The organism is Cupriavidus sp. GW823-FHT07A04 (assembly GCF_058794615.1).
Genome location: NZ_JBXAHA010000016.1, coordinates 153,247 through 171,619, shown reverse-complemented (window position 1 = coordinate 171,619; position 18,373 = coordinate 153,247). Strand labels below are relative to the sequence as shown.

The 18,373-nt window shown below is 64.5% G+C and carries 24 protein-coding genes; 22 read left to right on the top strand and 2 right to left on the bottom strand.

Annotated elements, in window-relative coordinates; genetic code table 11:
- Position 1: 1 nt before the first annotated feature.
- Positions 2–607: a DNA-binding protein gene (locus tag AC1Q7Q_RS26745; protein ID WP_492370743.1), complete on the top strand. Its 606-nt coding sequence runs from the start codon at positions 2–4 to the stop codon at positions 605–607.
- 582 nt (positions 608–1,189) lie between these two features.
- Here AC1Q7Q_RS26745 and AC1Q7Q_RS26740 read toward each other — a convergent pair.
- Positions 1,190–1,621: a type II toxin-antitoxin system HicB family antitoxin gene (locus AC1Q7Q_RS26740; protein WP_492370742.1), complete on the bottom strand. Its 432-nt coding sequence runs from the start codon at positions 1,619–1,621 to the stop codon at positions 1,190–1,192.
- A 60-nt stretch (positions 1,622–1,681) separates the two neighbouring features.
- Positions 1,682–1,852: a type II toxin-antitoxin system HicA family toxin gene (locus AC1Q7Q_RS26735; RefSeq protein WP_492370741.1), complete on the bottom strand. Its 171-nt coding sequence runs from the start codon at positions 1,850–1,852 to the stop codon at positions 1,682–1,684.
- 341 nt (positions 1,853–2,193) lie between these two features.
- On the opposite strand from AC1Q7Q_RS26735, the gene AC1Q7Q_RS26730 reads away from it, so the two are divergent.
- The 21 genes from AC1Q7Q_RS26730 to AC1Q7Q_RS26630 all read left to right on the top strand — a co-directional run bounded on the left by AC1Q7Q_RS26730 (position 2,194) and on the right by AC1Q7Q_RS26630 (position 18,372).
- Entirely contained in the window at positions 2,194–3,573 is a 1,380-nt protein-coding gene (locus tag AC1Q7Q_RS26730; protein WP_492370740.1) for a DNA methyltransferase, read from the top strand.
- Positions 3,574–3,652: 79 nt separating this feature from the next.
- Complete coding sequence (locus AC1Q7Q_RS26725) at positions 3,653–4,186, top strand: HGGxSTG domain-containing protein (protein WP_492370739.1); 534 nt, start codon at positions 3,653–3,655, stop codon at positions 4,184–4,186.
- Positions 4,119–5,429, top strand: coding sequence for a phage terminase large subunit (locus AC1Q7Q_RS26720; RefSeq protein WP_492370738.1), 1,311 nt, complete (start codon positions 4,119–4,121; stop codon positions 5,427–5,429). The genes AC1Q7Q_RS26725 and AC1Q7Q_RS26720 overlap by 68 nt, the downstream gene beginning before the upstream one ends.
- A gap of 7 nt (positions 5,430–5,436) precedes the next feature.
- Positions 5,437–6,729, top strand: a complete 1,293-nt coding sequence (locus AC1Q7Q_RS26715) for a phage portal protein (protein ID WP_492370737.1) — start codon at positions 5,437–5,439, stop codon at positions 6,727–6,729.
- Positions 6,730–6,803: 74 nt separating this feature from the next.
- Positions 6,804–7,109, top strand: coding sequence for a hypothetical protein (locus AC1Q7Q_RS26710; protein WP_492370736.1), 306 nt, complete (start codon positions 6,804–6,806; stop codon positions 7,107–7,109).
- Between the two features lie 9 nt (positions 7,110–7,118).
- On the top strand, positions 7,119–7,331 hold the full coding sequence (locus tag AC1Q7Q_RS26705) for a hypothetical protein (protein ID WP_492370735.1): 213 nt from the start codon (positions 7,119–7,121) through the stop codon (positions 7,329–7,331).
- Positions 7,332–7,341: 10 nt separating this feature from the next.
- Entirely contained in the window at positions 7,342–7,530 is a 189-nt protein-coding gene (locus tag AC1Q7Q_RS26700; protein WP_318233114.1) for a hypothetical protein, read from the top strand.
- Between the two features lie 9 nt (positions 7,531–7,539).
- Positions 7,540–8,034, top strand: a complete 495-nt coding sequence (locus tag AC1Q7Q_RS26695) for a hypothetical protein (RefSeq protein WP_492370734.1) — start codon at positions 7,540–7,542, stop codon at positions 8,032–8,034.
- Positions 8,035–8,043: 9 nt separating this feature from the next.
- Positions 8,044–9,447 carry a DUF6582 domain-containing protein gene (locus AC1Q7Q_RS26690; protein WP_492370733.1) on the top strand — a complete coding sequence of 468 codons (1,404 nt, stop codon included), beginning with the start codon at positions 8,044–8,046 and terminating at the stop codon, positions 9,445–9,447.
- Between the two features lie 30 nt (positions 9,448–9,477).
- The gene (locus tag AC1Q7Q_RS26685) at positions 9,478–10,470 is read left to right on the top strand and encodes a hypothetical protein (RefSeq protein WP_492370732.1); all 993 of its coding nucleotides are present in this window, start codon (positions 9,478–9,480) and stop codon (positions 10,468–10,470) included.
- A gap of 131 nt (positions 10,471–10,601) precedes the next feature.
- Positions 10,602–10,826, top strand: a complete 225-nt coding sequence (locus AC1Q7Q_RS26680; RefSeq protein ID WP_253927236.1) for a hypothetical protein — start codon at positions 10,602–10,604, stop codon at positions 10,824–10,826.
- 3 nt (positions 10,827–10,829) lie between these two features.
- Positions 10,830–11,735: a hypothetical protein gene (locus AC1Q7Q_RS26675; protein ID WP_492370731.1), complete on the top strand. Its 906-nt coding sequence runs from the start codon at positions 10,830–10,832 to the stop codon at positions 11,733–11,735.
- Positions 11,732–12,082, top strand: a complete 351-nt coding sequence (locus AC1Q7Q_RS26670) for a hypothetical protein (protein ID WP_492370730.1) — start codon at positions 11,732–11,734, stop codon at positions 12,080–12,082. The genes AC1Q7Q_RS26675 and AC1Q7Q_RS26670 overlap by 4 nt, the downstream gene beginning before the upstream one ends.
- The gene (locus tag AC1Q7Q_RS26665; protein ID WP_492370729.1) at positions 12,082–12,972 is read left to right on the top strand and encodes a hypothetical protein; all 891 of its coding nucleotides are present in this window, start codon (positions 12,082–12,084) and stop codon (positions 12,970–12,972) included. Before AC1Q7Q_RS26670 ends, AC1Q7Q_RS26665 begins: the two co-directional genes overlap by 1 nt.
- 8 nt (positions 12,973–12,980) lie before the next feature.
- Complete coding sequence (locus tag AC1Q7Q_RS26660) at positions 12,981–13,124, top strand: hypothetical protein (protein WP_492370728.1); 144 nt, start codon at positions 12,981–12,983, stop codon at positions 13,122–13,124.
- Positions 13,125–13,183: 59 nt separating this feature from the next.
- Positions 13,184–14,701 (top strand): phage tail protein, encoded by a 1,518-nt coding sequence (locus AC1Q7Q_RS26655; protein ID WP_492370727.1) that lies wholly within the window; start codon positions 13,184–13,186, stop codon positions 14,699–14,701.
- Between the two features lie 53 nt (positions 14,702–14,754).
- On the top strand, positions 14,755–15,186 hold the full coding sequence (locus tag AC1Q7Q_RS26650) for a hypothetical protein (protein ID WP_416048945.1): 432 nt from the start codon (positions 14,755–14,757) through the stop codon (positions 15,184–15,186).
- 3 nt (positions 15,187–15,189) lie between these two features.
- A complete protein-coding gene (locus AC1Q7Q_RS26645; RefSeq protein WP_492370726.1) occupies positions 15,190–15,558 on the top strand; it encodes a hypothetical protein in 369 nt (122 codons plus the stop codon).
- Positions 15,559–15,584: 26 nt separating this feature from the next.
- Positions 15,585–15,728, top strand: a complete 144-nt coding sequence (locus AC1Q7Q_RS26640) for a hypothetical protein (protein WP_492370725.1) — start codon at positions 15,585–15,587, stop codon at positions 15,726–15,728.
- Between the two features lie 14 nt (positions 15,729–15,742).
- Positions 15,743–16,198, top strand: a complete 456-nt coding sequence (locus AC1Q7Q_RS26635) for a phage virion morphogenesis protein (RefSeq protein ID WP_492370724.1) — start codon at positions 15,743–15,745, stop codon at positions 16,196–16,198.
- 239 nt (positions 16,199–16,437) lie between these two features.
- Positions 16,438–18,372, top strand: coding sequence for a phage tail tape measure protein (locus AC1Q7Q_RS26630; protein WP_492370723.1), 1,935 nt, complete (start codon positions 16,438–16,440; stop codon positions 18,370–18,372).
- Position 18,373 lies beyond the last annotated feature (1 nt).

The following is an 18,373-nucleotide window of genomic DNA, read 5'->3' as shown; positions in this document are numbered from 1 at the left end:
CATGACCGAAGAACGCCTGTTCGATAGCTCTCACGCGGCGCTCGTGTTCGCGTTCAACTTTTCCGGGCAGCAGTACCAGGCGTCGGCGATGAACAAGGCCATGACGCCGCAGATCGGATCCGGCAAGGGGCTTGTCGGCGTCGATGGCGCGGCGCAGGCCGGCATGATCCGTCGAGAATTGGGTACGCTGCCCGATCTGCACCAGGCCGTGCTGACCGCGCGCGTTGCGCCGCGCGACGTGCCGTGCGAGTGCACCCGGCCATGCTGCAGCGGGCAGCTGCCCAACAAGGAGTGGGCTGACGCCATCGTCTGGCTGACCGAGCGCGCCATGCAGCAGCTGTCCGGGTCGTTCTCGCACTACCGCGTGCGCCGGTCGATCCTGGAAAAGATCTTTGGGGTGAAGGTCAATCTGGCCGACATCGCCGAGGCGTGCGGCGCGCACCGCAACACGGTTAGCGACCAGAACGCGAAGCTGAAGCTGTGGATCGAAGGGGAGAAGGGCCGCAAGGGTCTGAACGCGGCGCCGGGCGTTGAGGCGGTCGCCTGGATGGCGATTGACGGTCGCCTGAAGGCCGCGCGGATGGTCGGCGTCGAGGAGGCTGCGTAGGGCCGTTTTCCGAGTTTTTCTTGACAATGTGCAAATCGTGCACAAAAATGGCTCGTATTCGATACACCTGCGAATTACGTCCAAAGCCCGCGCAAGCGGGCTTTTTGCTTTTTTGCAGCCCGCCAGGTTCAGCCTCGCGGGCCTTTTGCTTTGGGCACTTAGGCGTACTTGCTACGCGTAATCGCCAAAGCGATCAGGGTCGTCTGGCATCGTCCACTTGATGGCTTCTTCTTTGACGTCTACCGCCTGTTTCGGTGGTGGCAACGTCGTGTGAGGTGCGAACGCCAAGATTAGCGCGGACTGTGGCACGTCGAGGACTTCCTCGCCGTCTTCAGACCAGCACCTGAGACTGACAGACATAGTGCCTCCGGTAAGTGATTCCAGAAATCCCTGCTGCATTGGGAATGCAGAGGGGGCGAACTCTTACCTTAGACCCGCTTTATGACAGTTTGCTGACGTCAATGGCGACAGGAAACTGGGTGCAGACCTGGAGCCAGCCATGTTCCTGCCGCCCCATTGGTTCCTGCTCTGGGACGTGTGGATTCAGGCGCCCTGGCGAATGCCGGACGCCTGATCCATCCGCTACGCGACGCTCAGCTCAAGGCGTTTGCCGAGCGCTGCCAATGCCTCCGCGATGCGGTCGATTTTGGTCGTATGGCCGAGATCGATTAGCCGGTTCACCTCTTGCTTCGTAGTGCCCAGGCGGGCTGCCAGGTCGCTGGGGCGCACCTGCTGCGCCAGCATCTCGTTGAGCAGCAAAACCTTGGCCGCCGCGCTGAGGGGAAGGGCAACAAGCCGTTCCCCCTCCTCGGCCTTCGAAGGTGGCGGAACAGGGCGCTTGTCCTCGAAGTAAAAATCCATCGCGGTGAGAAGCGCGTCGGCGGCCATATCGAGCGCCTCGGCTTCGGTATCGCCTTGGGTGATGGCCTCGGGGATGTCGCGGAAGGAAACGACGAAGCCAGCCGGACGACCGTCATCGGTAACGTCCGGCGTAAAGACTGCGGGATATTGCATGCTGGTCCTTTCGATCAGTGCGGTGAAGCGTCGCGGGACAAGCCCCTTTCGGGGCCGCCCTCACTTTAGGTTCAGTTGTTTTTTGATCCCTTCTACCGTTCCTTTCTTCAGTTCGGTGTGTCTTGGGATCACCGTTTGCCTTCCGTTCAGGTAGACCTTCAAGTGGTTGCTGCCTTGCTTGAAGGTCGCCCCCTGTTGGGATAGCCACCGGACAAACTCACTTTGCTTCACCGCACCTCCGTTGTTTGTTGCGATGGATGTATAGTAATCAAAAATGTTTACCAAGGCAAGGGCTTGAGTAAATAATTTTGTGTACTTCGCGACGAGTGAAGTGGCGCAACGTGTCGCAGGCGAATCAATAAGCTCGCGCAGGCATTTAATGTGCCAAATACGGTGCAGCCCTGCACGGCGTAGCGTATGCGTCCGTAGCCGCTACCCGCATGCAGCACCATCACCAAGGCTATGAGCTTCGCTCGTAGCCGATACCAGTGTCTCCTCCACCCACCCCGTGGTGGATTGCCCGGCCTCCCGCCGGGCTATTTTCTTCCCCGTCCCGCGCATTATTCCCGCCTATGAAAAAGACCGACGAGCTCGCCATTGCCTACCGCGCGGCGGATGAGCTGGTCCGGTACGAGCGGAATGCGCGGACGCACAGCGCCGGCCAGATCGAGCAGATTCAGGCCTCGCTGCGCAAGTTCGGCTGGACCAACCCGGCGCTGGTCGCCGGCGACGACCTGCTGGCCGGACACGGCCGGATCGAGGCCGCCACGCTGATGTGGGCGGCAGGCGAGGCGATTGCCAACTGCCCGACGCCGGGCCAGGTGCCCACGATTGACCTGTCGCACCTGTCAGCAGACGAGCGGCGCGCCTACATCCTGGCGGACAACAAGCTGGCCGAGAACGCCGGCTGGGATGTGGACCTGCTGGCGATTGAGCTGGCGGACCTGCGCGACGCGGACTTCGACCTGTCGGTGATCGGCTTCGACGCGGGCGAGCTGGCCGAGCTGCTGGACCCGCCATCACCCGGTCCCACGGGCGGCGGTCGCTCGCTGGCCGAGCAGTTCATGGTCCCGCCGTTCAGCACGCTCAATGCGCGCGACGCGGACTGGCAGGACCGCAAGAAGGCGTGGTTGGCGCTGGGCATCCAGTCCGAGCTGGGCCGCGACGCGCCGGCATTCTCGTCGGCGTCCGACCAGCAGAAGGCAGATCGCGGCGCGCCTGCGCAGCATCGCACCAGCATCTTTGACCCGGTGCTGTGCGAGCTGGCGTACCGCTGGTTCTGCCCGGCGGACGGCCTGGTGCTGGACCCGTTCGCGGGTGGCAGCGTGCGCGGCATCGTCGCGGCGCGCCTGGGGCGCCAGTACATCGGCATGGATCTGCGGGCCGAGCAGGTGCAGGCCAACCGTGCGCAGCTGGATCTGTTGCACGCCGGCGACCCCGCGCCAGCCTGGCACGTGGGCGACAGCCGGCACATCGGGCAGCACCTGGCGGATGTCGAGGCGGATTTCGTGTTCTCGTGCCCGCCATATGCGAACCTGGAACGCTACTCGGATGACCCGGCGGACCTGTCCACGATGGACTATCCGGCATTCGTGACCGCCTACCGTGAGGTGATCTCCGGTGCGGTGGGGCAGCTCAAGCCCGACCGCTTCGCCTGCTTCGTCGTCGGCGACGTGCGCAGCCACCGCGGTACCGGGTGCTACCGCAACTTCGTGGCCGACACCATCGAGGCGTTTCTGGACGCCGGCATGCAGTTGTATAACGAGGCCATCCTGCTGACGGCGCTGGGGAGCCTGCCCATCCGCGCGGCCAAGCAGTTCAGCGCCAGCCGGAAGCTAGGGAAGGCGCACCAGAACGTGTTGGTGTTCGTGAAGGGCGACTGGAAGCGGGCGGTGGCCGCGTGCGGCGATGTGGACGTGTCGGATGACCTGTTTCCTGACCCTCAGGAGTGACGAATAAACGGCCCAGACCTGCCGTTCTGGAAAAACACCCCATGCAAGGCAGGTCCAGGCCGGCTCATAGGAGGCCCACATGGCCGACGTGTGCGGGGCGAAAACACGCTCGGGCGCCCCGTGCAAGAACGCTGCAATGGCCAACGGGCGCTGCCGCATGCACGGCGGCAAGTCGCCCAAGACGAATCAGAACGCGGTCAAGCCGGGTTCCCTCTATAGCAAGCACCTGACGGCGGAAGAGCAGGGCGATTTCAACGCCATTGAACTGGGCGGCGTCGACGACGAGCTGCGCCTGACGCGCATCCGGCTTGCTCGAGCGCTGGCCTTGGAGAGTCAGAACGGCGAGAAGCTGGAGCTGGACTCGGCGGTGAAGAAGAAGGGCGGCAAGGACGGTGATAGCACCGAGGTCCACACCAAGCGCAGGGACTACGTCAGCATCATCGACCGGCTGACCGGCCGGATCGAGTCGCTGGAAGCGCGGCGCCTGGTGCTGATCAACCAGGCACTGGACGCCGACTTGAAGCGCGCGCAGCTGGCTGAGCTCAATGCCGACCGGGCCGCGCCTCAGTCGATCCGCATTACCGTGCGCCGCTCCAGCAAGTCGAATGAATGAACTCGAGATCGATCTCGCGCTGACCGCGCCGCAGGAAGAATTCGTCTTCTCGGACTCTCAGTTTCCGGCCTTCGTTGGCGGGTTCGGCGCGGGCAAGTCGGACGCGCTGGTGACGCGGCTGATGATCAAGAAGCTGCTGTACCCGCAGTTCAACGTCGGGTACTTCGCGCCGACCTACGACCTGATCAGCCTGATCGCATGGCCGAAGTTCGAGGAGCGGCTGGATTCGATGCGGATCCGGCACAAGCTGAACAAGTCGGACAAGGAACTGAAGCTCTCGACCGGCGGCAGCGTGATCTTCCGGACGCTGGACAATCCGGACCGGATCGTCGGGTTCGAGATCTCGGATGGCGGCATCGACGAGTTCGACACGCTCGAAGAGAAGAAGGCCGGCAACGCCTGGCGCAAGTGCCTCGCGCGGTGCCGCAAGAAGAAGCCCAACGGCGAGAAGAACACGCTCGCCATCGCGACCACACCGGAAGGCTTCCGGTTCGTCTATCAGGCCTGGGAGAAGGATCCCAAGGATGGATACGCGCTCTACCGCGCGCCCACGTCGAGTAACCCGTACCTGCCGGACGGCTATGTTGACCAGCTGCGGGCGATCTACCCGCCGCAGCTGCTTGAAGCGTATCTGGAAGGGCTGTTCGTCAACCTGACCAGCGGTGCGGTGTATCCGGACTTTGACCGGCGCAAGAACAATACCGACGCGGAGATCCTGCCGAACGAGCCGCTGCACGTTGGCATCGACTTCAACGTCTACAACTGCACGGCGGTGATCGGCGTGGACCGCTTCGGATACCCGATGATCTTGGATGAACTGACGGAAGTCCGGGATACGCCGGCGATGGCAGCGCTGCTGAAAGCGCGATTCCCGGGGCACCACATCACTGCGTATCCAGATGCCAGCGGGCAGGCTCACAAGACGGTGAATGCCTCGCTGTCGGATCTGCAGATCCTGCGGGACCACGGCATCAGCGTGAAGGTCAATCCGACGAACCCGGCGGTGAAAGACCGGGTGAACGCCGTGAACGCATCGATCCTGAGTGGCGCGGGCATCCGGTCGCTGAAGGTCAACACGCGGAAGTGCCCGACCGTGACCGAGTGCCTTGAGCAGCAGGTGTATGACAAGAACGGCATGCCTGACAAAGCCTCCGGCAAGGACCACCCGCCAGACGCGCTTGGCTACTTCATCGTCTCGCGCTGGCCGGTTGTGAAGCCGAAATTTGCCTTTGGCAGCGTATAGGAACCATATGGCATTTCTCGACCGATTCAAGGCTCTGGTGGCGGGCCGGCTGCGCAAGGCGCCTCAGCGCGACACGCAGGCCTACGCCCGGCTGATGAGCCTGGGCGGCCAGCGGTACATGCGGGACCGGCCGCTGATCAAGCCGTCGCCGACGAGCCTGCGCAAGTTCGCCTCGACGCCGTACGCGCGCCGGGCTATCAACTACATCAAGAACCCGATTGCCCAGCTGGAATGGGAGGTATCGCCGATCCCCGGCGTCAAGGGCAACCGGGCGCTGCAGCAGCAGATCGACGTCACCACGAACTGCCTGAAGTCGCCGAACCGCGATGACAGCTTCCGGTCGTTCGTCGAGCAGCTCGTCGAGGATCTGCTGATCGGCGCGGCCGGCACCTACGAGCACCAGGTCGGCAGCGACCCGGCGCGCCCGCTGTGGATGTGGCCGGTCGATGCGCTCTCGATCCAGATCTATCCCGGCTGGGCTGGCGGCCGCAACGAGGCGCGCTACTGCCAGGTGATCGGCTACGGCAACGTCGGCGGCGTGCACGGCAAGGACCTGACGGATGATGAACTCGTCTACATCCGGATGGACCCGAACACGTCCTCGCCGTACAGCGCGGGGCCACTTGAAATAGCGTTCGACTCGATCAACCGCCAGTTGGGGGTTGGCGAGTACGCCGGCCAGCTCACGACGAACGCGCAGCCCGAGAACCTGCTCAACTTCAAGGGCATGGATGCTGCGTCGCTGCAGTCGTTCCGGAACTACTGGCGCGACGATATCGAGGGGCAGGGCCAGACGCCGATCATCGGCTTTGACGAAGCCCAGATCCTGAAGCTGCGGGGCACGAACGACGATGCGTTGTTCCTGAAGTACCAGGAATTCGTGATCCGCGAGATCGCAATCGCGTTCGGCATCAGTCCGATGAAGCTCGGCGTGGTGCAGGACGTGAACCGCAGCACCGCCGAGGTATCGGACGACGCCGATTGGGACGTGACCATCACGCCGCTGGCGCGCCTGATCCAGTCGTACATCAATCGCAAGTCGATTCATGGCCAACTGGGCTACTCGCAGATCTGGTTTCGCTTCCTCGGCCTGGACCGCGATGACGAGCAGGCCACGGCCGACATCTACGAGAAGTACTACAAGAACAACGCCATCACGCCGAACCAGCAGCGCGAGAAGCTGGGGCAGCCCCCGCTCGAGAGCGCTTGGGCGGACATGACGTATGCCGACGTCGAGATCGCCGTCAAGGGGGCCCAGGGCGCCAAGACGATGAATCCCGACCTCGCCACCAAGGAATAGGGGCGCATCGCCCGCCACCACCGGCCGCCTTCGGGCGGCTTTTTCATTGGGCGCGTGCCCACACAGGAGAGCCCATGAGCTTTGAATCCCATACCGTTTCGGCGCCGGATGGCGCCAAGCCGCAGTTGAACGACCGGGTTGTCCTCGGCTCGATCATCGGTGTGGCCAATGGCGTCGGCGGGGGCGCGGGCGCCGCGGTCACCGTCGCCGTGGGCGGCCTGAAGCTGCCGCCGAAGTACGCCGTGGTGGTCAGCCCCGGCCAGGATGCCACCTGGTTCGTCAGCGCCAAGACGGCCGTCGGCTTCAACGTCACGCTCACGCCGCGCCTGGCCGCGAACACGCTGGCCGCCGGCACCTTCGACGTCGTAATCACCGCCTAAAGGGGCCACATGGGCATCGTTACCACTCTCACCGCCATCACCCCGACGCCGGCGGAAAACGGCAGCACCGAAGCCTATGGCGCGGACGTCGCCAGCCTGCTCGGTGTGGCCATCACCAAGGCGCAGGAACTGGCGGCCACCCTGACCACCCTTTCGGCTCGTCTGCCGAACGGCGACGCCAACATCGCGACGATCCAGACCGTGATCGCGTCGCTCTCGTAGGAGCCAGAACATGGCAAACGGACATCAACAGGTCTCTGCTGAGCGCCTGGCGGCTGAGAAGGCCAAGAACCCGCAGACCGCCGCGGCCATCAACGAGATCGAGATCCTCGTCGGCCAGCTGCGGCTGAAGCTCAACCAGGTTGGCGCCCTCGGCACCAACACCGACGCGCTGGTCGCGTCGATCAAAGCGCTGCTCTAAGGGGGCGAGATGGCAAAAGCCAACACGAATGCTGCCGCCGCCGCCAAGGCGGACTCGGCCGACACCACCGTTGCCGACGCCGCCAAGGCGGGCGCAGCAACCAGTGGCGATGCCGCCGGCGCGCAGGACGGCGCGGGGCAGGGCGGCACGCCGCCGAACGATGCCGCTGGCGCGGGCGCTGCTGTGCAGCTCAACACGGATACGACCGCTGTCGCACCGCTGCCGTTGTCGACCCCGGATGAACCCATCGACTCGCTGGCCGGCGCCGTCAGTGGTGCCGAAGAAGCGGTTGCCGAAGTCTTCCCGGCCGCGCGCCAGACGCTGCGCGAAGCAGTTAGCAGCGCGGCGGCCGACGCCGCCAAGGCCGGCGAGCATGCCACCCACGGCGTGCTGAACGCCATCGAGGTGAAGCTGGCCGAGCTGCGCAACACCATCGCAGCCAGCCAAAGCCAGGTGGCCGAGGAATACCGCCACGTGCTCGACTGGTTCGAGAACCTGCTGTAAGGAACACCCATGGCGCTCACGAAAGAACAACGCGACCGCCTGCCGGGATCCGACTTCGCAGTGCCAGGCAAGCGGGCGCTACCCATTCACGACGCGAATCATGTTCGTATGGCGTGGAATATGGTCAGCGACACCAAGGGCCTGAGCGACACGGAACGGAACTTGGCGCGCGATCGCATCCTGACGCGGGCGCATGAACTCGGCATCAGCACGGCGGACTGGCGCCTCACGGCGTCGTTTTCCTTCGAGGCGATGAGCCTTGCCGTGCCCGAGGTGGCTGGCCACCCGAACCGGCACCCCTTCACCGGCATCCTGACCCGCCTTGATACGCCTTCCGATAACCCGGTCGGCGGCGCGAACGGGCACAAGACGCTGATCTCGAAGGCGGTGGCCGAGGCGGCGATCGATTCGCTGCTGGGCATGGCCGTCGACTTCAAGCGGAACCTCGACGGTCACGACAGCCGCTCGAAGATCGGCCTCATCACCGAGGCATTCGTGGAAGGGGACGCGATTCACATCGCGGGCTTCTTCTACGCCAAGGACTTCCCCGAGGAAGTCGCGCTGATTCAATCCGAGCAGGACGATCTTGGCTTCAGCTATGAAGCCGACGCCCGCATCCGGAACCTGGAAGCCGACCCGTGGGTAGTTGATCACATCACCTTTACCGGCGCCGCCGTCCTCTACAAGGACCTGGCCGCCTACACCACTACGTCACTGGCCGCACAGGCCGACCCGGAGATTGATATGGACAAAATGGAAGAGCTCTTGCTGGCCGTGAGCGGCCTGGCCAACTCCGTCAAGGTGATTGGCGAGAAGGTCGAGGGCATGGAAGCCGGCGCCGCCAAGGCCGCGCTGGAAGCCAGTGCCACCCGCGACCGCGTGAAGCCGCACGTCGAAGCACTGCGCTCGTGCGCCGCCTCGATGGAAGCCGCCGGCATCGGCACCCACGCCACCCAAGGCCACGCCAACGTGCTGCGCCACATGGCCGCCGCGATGGAATCGGATGCCATCAAGGGCAACATTCCGCACATCTACACCGATCACGACTACCTGAATCGCCGGGTGGAAGCCGGTGCCGAGAAGGGTGGCGACGGTACCGAGAAGCAGATCGCTGCCGCCGTCGCTGCGGCGCTCAAGCCGATGCAGGAAGCGCTCGACGCCGCGACCACCAAGGTCACGGACCTCAGTGCCGCCGCCTTCAACGGCTCGAAGGAACCCGAGCGCAAGACGCTCAGCCCCGAGGTGAAGCTGCTGCTCGACAAGCACAGCCTGACCGCTTCCGCCGAGGCCGGCACGCTGACCGCGACCGACGTCGACAAGGTGCTGGAAGCCCAGGGCATCAAGGGGCGCCATGCCATCGAGACGAAGCTGAAGCTGATGGCCAGCGGCGTGCTTAGCGCGACCAAGCAGTAAGCGGCGTCCACAAAGGAATCAGGAGAAAACATGTCCGTCAAACAAGCAGAAATGATGTCCCTGCAGGCCGCAGCCGACTATCTCGGCACCGGCGCCATCGAGGTCCCGATCTTCGAACGCGAGATCATGGACGTGGTGCGTCGCACCAGCGTGACCCTGCAGCGCGTGCCCCAGGTGCCGGCCACCGGCCACCCGCACCGCTACTTCGAGCAGACCGCGATCGCGACTGGCGCCGCAGTTGACCCGCGCAACCTGTCCGCGACGGCCACCGGCCCGACCCGCGTCGAGCGCCCGGCCTTCATCAAGGCCGTGACCGCTCAGTCCAACCTGTCGCTGTTCGACAAGGATGTGACCGAGCAGCAAGGCCAGTTCGCCTCGGTGGTCGCCAAGGACGTCGACGACATCATCAGCGGCATCGAGGTGAAGCGCGCCAAGATGTTCTGGGCTGGCACCGACACCAGCATGAGCTCGCCGACCACCCTGGAGTGGATGGGCGCGCTGGCGCAGATTGGCGTCACCACCACCATCGCGCCGGGCGCCTCGATCATCGACGGCCTGAAGACCGCCGTGGCGAATATCCTGGCCAACCCGGCGTACAACGCCCGCCCGACGGCGATCTACCTGAACCCGGTGCTCGGCGACTACATCGACCAGGAAGCCAAGGCATCCAAGATCACGCTCGACACCATGGAGGTGACCGCCGGCGTGACGGTGGCCGCGATCTCGACGCAGGCCGGCAAGCTGCCGTTGATCGGCGATGCATTCATGCCGACCGACACCACCGCCAAGTACGGTGCTAGCGCACCGCCGGCGAGCAACCAGAACTACTACGCGGCCATCCTGATGGAATCCGAAATCGAGATCCCCGTCATCTCGGGCGCGGATTACAACCCGAACCCGCGCATGTTCCAGCTCGGCCTGGTCGGCAACCTGTCCGGCCAGTTCGTCGGCGTCAAGTTCGACACCATGATCGTGAAGGGCGCCACCTACGCTCACGCGCTGGTGGTGGTGAATCGCGCTTAACCAGTTGTTGCCGTGGGGGCAGCGTTTGCCGGGCGGCTTGCAGTCGCCCGGTCTTTTTTCCCCGTGGCATCGCTGTTTTCCCTTACATGGGCCGGGCATCGCACCGGCCCTCTTCGTTTGAGGCCCCCCGCATGAAAGTCTATCGTCCTGGCAGCCGCGGCAAGCACACCCTGATGGTCGCCCCCGGCGTCTCGCACCCGATCTCCGACTTCGTCGAGGGCAAGGGGAAGGATCGGAAGCCCAAGCAGTTCAACGTCGTGTTCGTCGAGGGTGTGGCCGAGGTGTCGGAAAACCTCGGGCGCTACTTGCTGAACAACGATCTGGCCAAGCGCAGCCCCATCATCGTGCCGGAGTAACCCATGTCCAGCAGCGTGTACCTGCAGCCGAGCGACTATGCGGCGTTCGGCGTGCCGACGGCTACGGCCGACCAGGTCACCGCGGCCTCGACGCTGATCGATGCGTACCTTTGCCGCCCCGAAGGTCTGATCTGGGTGCCTGACGCGAAGGGCCTGCCGGCCTACATGAAGGCGCTCGATCCGACGTTCTCGTTCCAACTGCCCGCGGCGATCGCGCCTGGACAGAACGTGCCGGTCGACGCCGGCGCGATGGCAGCCATGTTCGAGGTTGGCGACGTGGTCGTGCTCGATCGCACCGCCCCGACGACAGTCGAGGCCTGCGTGATCGCGTCGATCTCCGGGACGGTTCTGCTGCTGCAGCAGGTGCTGTTCGCGCACAGCGCGGGCGCCACCGTCGATTCCGACCTTGTCATCAAGGAACAGCGGCGGATCCCGGATGGCCGGCCGCTGACCAGCACCAGCCGCCGCCCGCTGATGCGCCTGATCGCCGGCACCGGGCGTTACGGCTACGGGCGCCGCGGTGACTCGAATCGGTTCAACCTGGAAGACTTCAACCTGATCGCCTCGCTGCAGAAGTTCGGCGGCCCGCCGGCGTGGGAGCTGTTCAACGTCACGGCGGCCGGGTTCGACGCGGCAACCGGGAACGTGTGGGTACCGGCCGGCATCCTGCTGGCCTACTACACCGAGGTGAAGCTGCGCTACGTGGCCGGTTACCAGTACGTCAACCTGCCGGCGCAGGTCAAAACGGCTTGCGCGAGCCTGATCCAGGCGATCCAGGCCACGCCCGAGATGGGCGACATGAAGAAATACCGCGCCGGCGACACCGAGATCGAGCGCTTCAGCGCATCGCAGATCAACCCGGATACGCGGCGCAAGCTCGATCCGTTCCGCGTACTGGCCTTTGTATGAGCTTCATCTACCCGCGCACCGTCAGCATCCTGCGCCAGGCGGCGCAGACCGGTTTCGGCGCATTGCCACCGTCGGGCGCCGGTCTGGCTCTCGAGCAGGCGATCGCGACCGGGCTGCCCGCGTCGATCCAGCACAAGAGCACTGGTGCGCGCCCCGAAGCCGGCTTGCCAGCGGATGCCGCAAACCGGACCCTCTGGCGCGTGTTCATCCCGCTCGGCGGACTTACGCTGGGCGCCGTCCAGCGCGGCGATATCGTCGTGGACGATCTGGGGCAGCGTTACCAGGTCACGGCGCCGTATTGGAATTCATTGGGGCATAACCTGCTGGCTGAGCGGCTGGAGGCGTAATGGCAGATCTCTCCGACGCCTCGCGCGCGCTGGTAGCGCTGATCGCGCAGACCGTGTATCCAAACGGAACTGGTCAGACACCAGTGGCCGGCGTCGGCGTGCGCGTCTATGCGGGCTGGCCCATGCCGGCGCAACTCGACGCGGACCTGCCTCAGTACATCATCAACGTCAGCGTCTTCCCGCGCGCAGTAAAGCCCGTGGACAGCGCCATTTCCAAGTGGCGCACCGTGGCGCCGCCCCTGCGTACCATCACGTTGAGTGTGGCGGGGCAGGTGGTTACGGTGGGTGGCAGCGTTTCCACACCGCAGAACCTTGCTCTGGTGATCGACGGAAGAGCGTACGTGTACTCGGTGCAGGCTGGCGACACGCTGACCGGCATTGCTACCGCGCTCGCGACGCAGATCGTGACAGATTTCCCCGGCACCACCTCGAGCGGCCCGGTGATCACGATTTCGCAGGGTGCGACGCTGATGCTGGACTTTGTGAACCAGGTCTACCAGAGCGCCACGCTGCATGAAGCGTCGATTTCGCCGCGCGTTGGCGGCGCCGCGACGAGGCAGCGCGAGGTGCGCAGGCAGGATCAGGAGTTCCTGATTTCTGTCTGGGCAAACAGCTATGACAGTCGGGATCTTCTGGGCGGTGCCGTTGACTCTGCGCTGGCCGGCATCAACCGTATCACCCTGCCGGACGGGTCGTTTGGCACGCTGCGCTCGCGCGCGCTGTCGAACTCTTGGGACGACAGTGCACAGAAGCAGCGGATCTATCGCCGCGACCTAGCGTGCTGGATCGAATATTCGACAACTGTGCTGGCACAGCAATACGAGGTGACACAGAGCCAGGTCGTCGTCGAGAACGACGCGCCAGCCGTCATCAAAACCATCTACACGTGAGGCCCACCATGATTCTTCGCGTCATTTCACCCTTCAACGGCTACCAGATCGGCGACGAGATCACTGATGCTCAGGAGGTGGCTGTCGTCCTCGCGTCCGAGCAGTCGAACAACGTTGTCAAGGTGGCCGCCCCGCCGGCCAAGTCCAAGTAACCCACATCGCATCAATGCGGGCCACCTGAGGGTGGCTCTTTTCGTTTCTGGAGCCATCCATGACCGTTGTTCAAGCAGGGCAGGTGAACCTGACGGCACAGCAGGTGCCTGGCGTCATCGTCGCCATCCAACCACCGGGCCCGGCGCCCATCAACGGCGTGCCGAGCAACATCGGCGGGATCGTTGGCACGGCCACCTGGGGGCCGGTCGGCGTGCCCGTTCCGGTCTCCGACTATCCTGGCGGTGCTGCGGTGTTCGGGCCGATGCAGGCGCGCAAGTACGACCTGCTGACCGTGCTCAACTGGGCCGCCATGCAGGGGAACGTTGGCGCCTTCGCGCTCGTGCGCGTGACCGACGGCACCGACGTGGCCGCAGCCGCTACTTTCAGCACGAACTTCGTGACCCTCACGTCGAAGTACACCGGTTCGCTGGGCAATAGCATCTCCGCGATCCTGGGCACTGGCACCGCGGCCAGCACCACCAAGCTGACCATCACGCTGGCCGGCTACCAACCTGAGGTCTATGACAACATCCCGGGCGCCGGCGCCACGTTGCGCGACAACCTCGTCAAGGCCGTGAACTTTGGCAACAGCCAGTTCCGGGGGCCGTCGACGATGTGCGTGGCCACCGCTGGTGCCGGTGCCGCGCCCCCGACCCTGCCGGCCACCATCTCGCTCATCGGTGGCACCGACGGGGCGACCTCCGTCACCGGTTCGATGCTGTTGGGCACGGACACGGCGCCCCGCAAGGGCATGTACGCCCTGCGCAAGTCCGGCGCCAGCGTGATTGCTCTGGCCGACTGCGACGACTCGACCACCTGGTCGACGCAGGTTGCCTTTGGCTTGGTCGAGGGTTCCTATATGCAGATGGTCGGGCCGGCAGGCGACACCATCGGCAATGCCGCGACGACGAAGGGCGCTGCCGGCATCGACACATACGCAGGCAAGGTGATCTTCGGCGACTGGGTGTACGTGAACGACACGGCCATCAACCAAGTGCGCCTCATCTCGCCGCAAGCGTTCGCGCTGGGCCTGATGGTCAACCAGTCACCCGAGAAGAGCACGTTGAACAAGCAGTTGCAGGGCATCGTTGCCACCCAGCGGACCTACAACAACCAGCCTTATTCGACCGCCGAGCTGCTGCAACTGGTGCAGGCCGGGATCGACGTACTGACCAACCCGTCCCCGGGCGGCAAGTACTTCTCGTTCGTGCTGGGCCTGAATTCGAGCAGTGACCAGGCGTTGCGCGAAGACAGCTACACGCGTCTGACGAACTACATCGCGTACAGCATCGATGCCTGGGGCGGGAAGTTCACTGGTGAGCTGCAAGGCTTCGACGACGAGGACGATACCCGTTCGAACGCGTTTGCCGGTCTGGATCAGTTCATGTCGAACATGGCAGACGTGAGGCCCAAGATGATCGACGCCTACAAGGTCGTGCTCGACAGGACCAACAACCCTGACGCGCGTATCCGCGCGGGCTGGATGCAGGCAAACGTCCAGGCGCGCTACATGGCGGTCGTCCGCAACTTCCTGGTCAACCTACAGGGCGGCCAGACCACCGTGATCGTGCAGTAAGCACCCGATAACACCGCCCGGCTCGCCGGGCTTCTCTCTTTCTGGAGAACAACATGCCGCAACAAGGGCTCTCCGTCGGGCGCGATACCACGCTGGTCATCCAGACCCCGACCGGTCCACTGCAGATCCCGAAGCTGACCACCTTCCGGAAGAAGCAGGACACCACGCAGGAACGCGTGAAGCTGATCACCGGCCTCTCTGTGCACCTACGCTTCTTTGATGGCTGGTCCGGCTCGTTTGGCGTCAACCGGGCTGGCCCGGAGATCGAGTCGTACTTCGACCAGCTCGAAACGGACTACTACTCGGGAATCAACGAGCAGCCGTGCCAGATCTACGAGACGGTATCGGAGCCGAGCGGTGCCATTTCCCAGTGGCGGTACGACGGCGTCGTGCTGTCGCTCGACGATGGCGGCGAGGCCGCTGGAGACGCCTCGGTCAAGCTCTCGCTCACCTTCATGGCTACGCGCCGCAAACGGATCAGCTAAATCATGAGCACCCCAACCGTTACCCTTCGCCCCTCCGAAGAAGTCGTGGCGCGCGCCGCCGCGGAGACGATGGTGTCCGATTCGACCGGGCGCCAGATCACCCTCAAGAAGCCTGGCATCCTGGCGCAGTTCCGCCTGGTCGAGGCCATGGGCCCCGAGGCAGCAGAGAACAGCGTCTACCGGTACATGTGCCTGCCGGTGCTGTATGTGGCCGCGATCGATGGCGAGCCGGTCCTGCCGCCCACCAGCAAGCTGGAGCTCGAAGCGCTGATCCAGCGCCTGGACGAGGCCGGTATGGTGGCCGTGCAGCAGGGCATGGCCAAGATCGATGGCGCTGCCGGCGGCGGGGGCGCGGAAGCCGCAAAAAACTAGCGCGGGCCCCGGCGTTCAGGCAGGCCATGCTGCTGATCAAGAATGGCGTGCCGTACGACGTGGCCTTTTCCTACACGGCCGAAGAGCGCTTCGCCGCCTGCGTGGTGATGCGAGAGTTTGATGGCGAGAAGTTCGACTGGGAGGCGATGGCCTTCAGGGAGCGGACATGAGGACATTTCGCAGCATGGCCGACTTCGCCAACCACTTGACGGCGCTTGCCGCTGAGGCCCCCGCCGTGACGCACCACGTCGCTGAGAAGGGCGCTGAGCTGATCCAGAAGATCGCCAAGTCGGAGATTGCCCATTACCAGCCGGCCGTCGGCCCGTTCGCGAAGTGGGAAGAGCTGACCGCTGAAACCGAGTTCGACAAGATCCGGAAGGGCTATCCGGTCGACGCACCACTGCTGCGCAACGGGCAGATGCGGGACAGTATCGAGACGACGGTGATTGGCATTGAGGCGGTGGTGGGTTCGAACGACCAGAAGATGGTCTGGCACGAGCTCGGGACGCGGACGATTCCGCCGCGCGCTGTGCTAGGCCCGGCGGCTATCCGTGCCGGTAAAGACATTCAGGCGCGGTTTGGCCGGACTGTCGCTGCCTGGCTGGCGGGCCGGAGCTGGCGCAACCCGCGGCTCAAGTAGGCCAGAAATCGCGCCGACGATGGCGCCGCCGCCAACCGTTACCAGAAAGATCGCCCCAGTAATCCATAGCGCGCGCCGGTTCAGCGTGGCCATGCGCTGCTGCGGCGTCGGCAGCTCGGGGATCTCCAATTCTGGGTACTGCACCCACGATATGTGGTCAGCAAGCCATTCGTGAATGCGGATCTTCAGCGGGCGCATGGGTTCGGCAACGGACTCTGGAATGATGAGTATAGGCCACCATGATCGACGTTTATAAGATCGGCGCCACCCTGGTCCTGAACGACCTGATCGCGCCGCAACTGCTGAAACTCGCTACCGAATTCCGGCGGATTGATGCTCTGGCGGCCAACGTGAACCGACATCTGGCCCAGATGGACACGCATGTGGCCGGCATCCGCAGTCTTTCGCGCGCCAGCGGCACCATGGCGAACAACATGGGGAGGGCCAACACCGAGGCAGCGCAGCTTGCGCGCAGCATGAATGCCGTGCACGCCGCCGGCGTCGCGGCATCGCGGTCGGCCTTCATCGGTCAGCTCGGCGCCGGTGGCGGCGGGCAGCGCCCGCCCGGCCTGCCGGGCCCTGGCGGGTTCATCCCCGTGCCGCGGCGTCACGGCGGCGGCGCAGCTGCCGGCGGCGCTGGTGGTGGTTTTGGCGGCCACGGCGGAAACGTACACGTCGGATCAGGCGGCTTCGGGGTAGGCGCAGTCGGCATGGGGCTGCCCGGTGGCGCGCTGGCGCCTGTGGCGGCCGGCTTCGCGGGGCTGTACGTGACCAAGGCCCTGTACGACGCTGGCAAGGAATACCAGTTGGCCGCCGCTCGGTTCCGGACCATGAACCTGGGCGATGAAGTCAACAAGGATGCCGACAAGTTTGCCCGCGGCACCAAGGTGTTCGGCACGTCGAGCGCCACGCTGATGGAAACCCTTCGGGAATCCGTGGGCATGTTCGGCAATCTGGATGTCGCCAAGCAGGTCGCGCCGACGCTGGCGGCCCTGAACGCAGCCAACTCCGTGCTGTTCAGCGGCAAGGTGGGCAGCCTTGACGAGGGGGCGGTGCGCGCGGTCATGCGTTTCAACGACATGCGCGGCCTGACCAACAACAAGGAAGAGTTCATGCGCGGGCTGGATCTGGCCCAGCGCATGGTGACCGGCTCTGGCGGTGCGCTCAAGTTCACCGACCTAGAGGCCATGGCCAAGACGGGCGGCGCGGCATTCAAGGGACTGAGCGACCAGGGGATCATGAACCTGGCCACGCTGGCACAAGAGCAGGGCGGTTCCCGCACCGGTACGGCCCTGATGTCGCTGTACCAGAACCTGATCGCCGGCCGCACGCCGAAGAAGACCATGGCGGCGCTGGCGAACGCCGGCCTCGCGGAGGTTACCGAGGTCACCAGCGGCAGCGTGGGCGGCAAGACTATCAAGTCGATGGCGCTGAAGAACATCGTCGACGAGAAGATGCTGCGCGAGGACCCCGCTGGCTGGATCATGAAATACATGGACGCTGCGGCTGCGAAGGCTGGTGCAAAGTCTGATTCGGAAAAGATCGCATTCGCAAACAGCCTGGTGTCGAACCGGCAGGGCTCGAATATGGCGGCCAACTTCACCACCCAGCAGGCGCAAGCGCTGCGCGACGCCAAGCTAGTGAAGAATGCCAAGGGTGTCGAGGGCACGATCAAGGAAGCGAAAGAAACCGCGCCAGGCGCCGAGGCGGACTTTGTCGCTGCGTGGGATTCAATGAAGTCAGAGATGGGTAAAGGCATCCTGCCGGCAGTGACGAAGCTTCTGAACACCGGCACCGAGTTCTTCCGGTCGGTGAATGAGTGGGGTCAGAAGAATGAAGGGCTCAACGAGCGACTAAAAGCGGCTGGCGGTCCCTTTGCGCCCCTTACGAATTTCGGGCTAGGGAATGGCGGCTTCATTGGGATGGGCTATCGGGCGCTAAAGGCGTACCTCGCACCCGATGTCAGCGACCAGAACGACCGCCGACTGGCCAAGGCGGATCCAATCGGCACCCCTGCGCCGCAGATGGTCCAGGTGAATACTGCGATCAAGCTGGACAGTCGGGTGCTGGCCGAAGCCACCAGCTTCCACCAGGCCCGGGACCTTGCCCGACCCCAGACCGGCCCCGGCACCTTCGACACCGGCATGGGCATGCGCCCGCCAGCACTGAGATAAG

Excerpts from the sequence above, each read along its gene's own strand:
- AC1Q7Q_RS26745 (WP_492370743.1), top strand. The coding sequence starts at position 2 with ATGACCGAAGAACGCCTGTTCGATAGCTCTCACGCGGCGCTCGTGTTC.
- AC1Q7Q_RS26740 (WP_492370742.1), bottom strand. The coding sequence starts at position 1,621 with ATGCAATATCCCGCAGTCTTTACGCCGGACGTTACCGATGACGGTCGT.
- AC1Q7Q_RS26730 (WP_492370740.1), top strand. The coding sequence starts at position 2,194 with ATGAAAAAGACCGACGAGCTCGCCATTGCCTACCGCGCGGCGGATGAG.
- AC1Q7Q_RS26725 (WP_492370739.1), top strand. The coding sequence starts at position 3,653 with ATGGCCGACGTGTGCGGGGCGAAAACACGCTCGGGCGCCCCGTGCAAG.
- AC1Q7Q_RS26720 (WP_492370738.1), top strand. The coding sequence starts at position 4,119 with ATGCCGACCGGGCCGCGCCTCAGTCGATCCGCATTACCGTGCGCCGCT.
- AC1Q7Q_RS26715 (WP_492370737.1), top strand. The coding sequence starts at position 5,437 with ATGGCATTTCTCGACCGATTCAAGGCTCTGGTGGCGGGCCGGCTGCGC.
- AC1Q7Q_RS26710 (WP_492370736.1), top strand. The coding sequence starts at position 6,804 with ATGAGCTTTGAATCCCATACCGTTTCGGCGCCGGATGGCGCCAAGCCG.
- AC1Q7Q_RS26705 (WP_492370735.1), top strand. The coding sequence starts at position 7,119 with ATGGGCATCGTTACCACTCTCACCGCCATCACCCCGACGCCGGCGGAA.
- AC1Q7Q_RS26700 (WP_318233114.1), top strand. The coding sequence starts at position 7,342 with ATGGCAAACGGACATCAACAGGTCTCTGCTGAGCGCCTGGCGGCTGAG.
- AC1Q7Q_RS26695 (WP_492370734.1), top strand. The coding sequence starts at position 7,540 with ATGGCAAAAGCCAACACGAATGCTGCCGCCGCCGCCAAGGCGGACTCG.
- AC1Q7Q_RS26690 (WP_492370733.1), top strand. The coding sequence starts at position 8,044 with ATGGCGCTCACGAAAGAACAACGCGACCGCCTGCCGGGATCCGACTTC.
- AC1Q7Q_RS26685 (WP_492370732.1), top strand. The coding sequence starts at position 9,478 with ATGTCCGTCAAACAAGCAGAAATGATGTCCCTGCAGGCCGCAGCCGAC.
- AC1Q7Q_RS26680 (WP_253927236.1), top strand. The coding sequence starts at position 10,602 with ATGAAAGTCTATCGTCCTGGCAGCCGCGGCAAGCACACCCTGATGGTC.
- AC1Q7Q_RS26675 (WP_492370731.1), top strand. The coding sequence starts at position 10,830 with ATGTCCAGCAGCGTGTACCTGCAGCCGAGCGACTATGCGGCGTTCGGC.
- AC1Q7Q_RS26670 (WP_492370730.1), top strand. The coding sequence starts at position 11,732 with ATGAGCTTCATCTACCCGCGCACCGTCAGCATCCTGCGCCAGGCGGCG.
- AC1Q7Q_RS26665 (WP_492370729.1), top strand. The coding sequence starts at position 12,082 with ATGGCAGATCTCTCCGACGCCTCGCGCGCGCTGGTAGCGCTGATCGCG.
- AC1Q7Q_RS26660 (WP_492370728.1), top strand. The coding sequence starts at position 12,981 with ATGATTCTTCGCGTCATTTCACCCTTCAACGGCTACCAGATCGGCGAC.
- AC1Q7Q_RS26655 (WP_492370727.1), top strand. The coding sequence starts at position 13,184 with ATGACCGTTGTTCAAGCAGGGCAGGTGAACCTGACGGCACAGCAGGTG.
- AC1Q7Q_RS26650 (WP_416048945.1), top strand. The coding sequence starts at position 14,755 with ATGCCGCAACAAGGGCTCTCCGTCGGGCGCGATACCACGCTGGTCATC.
- AC1Q7Q_RS26645 (WP_492370726.1), top strand. The coding sequence starts at position 15,190 with ATGAGCACCCCAACCGTTACCCTTCGCCCCTCCGAAGAAGTCGTGGCG.
- AC1Q7Q_RS26640 (WP_492370725.1), top strand. The coding sequence starts at position 15,585 with ATGCTGCTGATCAAGAATGGCGTGCCGTACGACGTGGCCTTTTCCTAC.
- AC1Q7Q_RS26635 (WP_492370724.1), top strand. The coding sequence starts at position 15,743 with ATGGCCGACTTCGCCAACCACTTGACGGCGCTTGCCGCTGAGGCCCCC.
- AC1Q7Q_RS26630 (WP_492370723.1), top strand. The coding sequence starts at position 16,438 with ATGATCGACGTTTATAAGATCGGCGCCACCCTGGTCCTGAACGACCTG.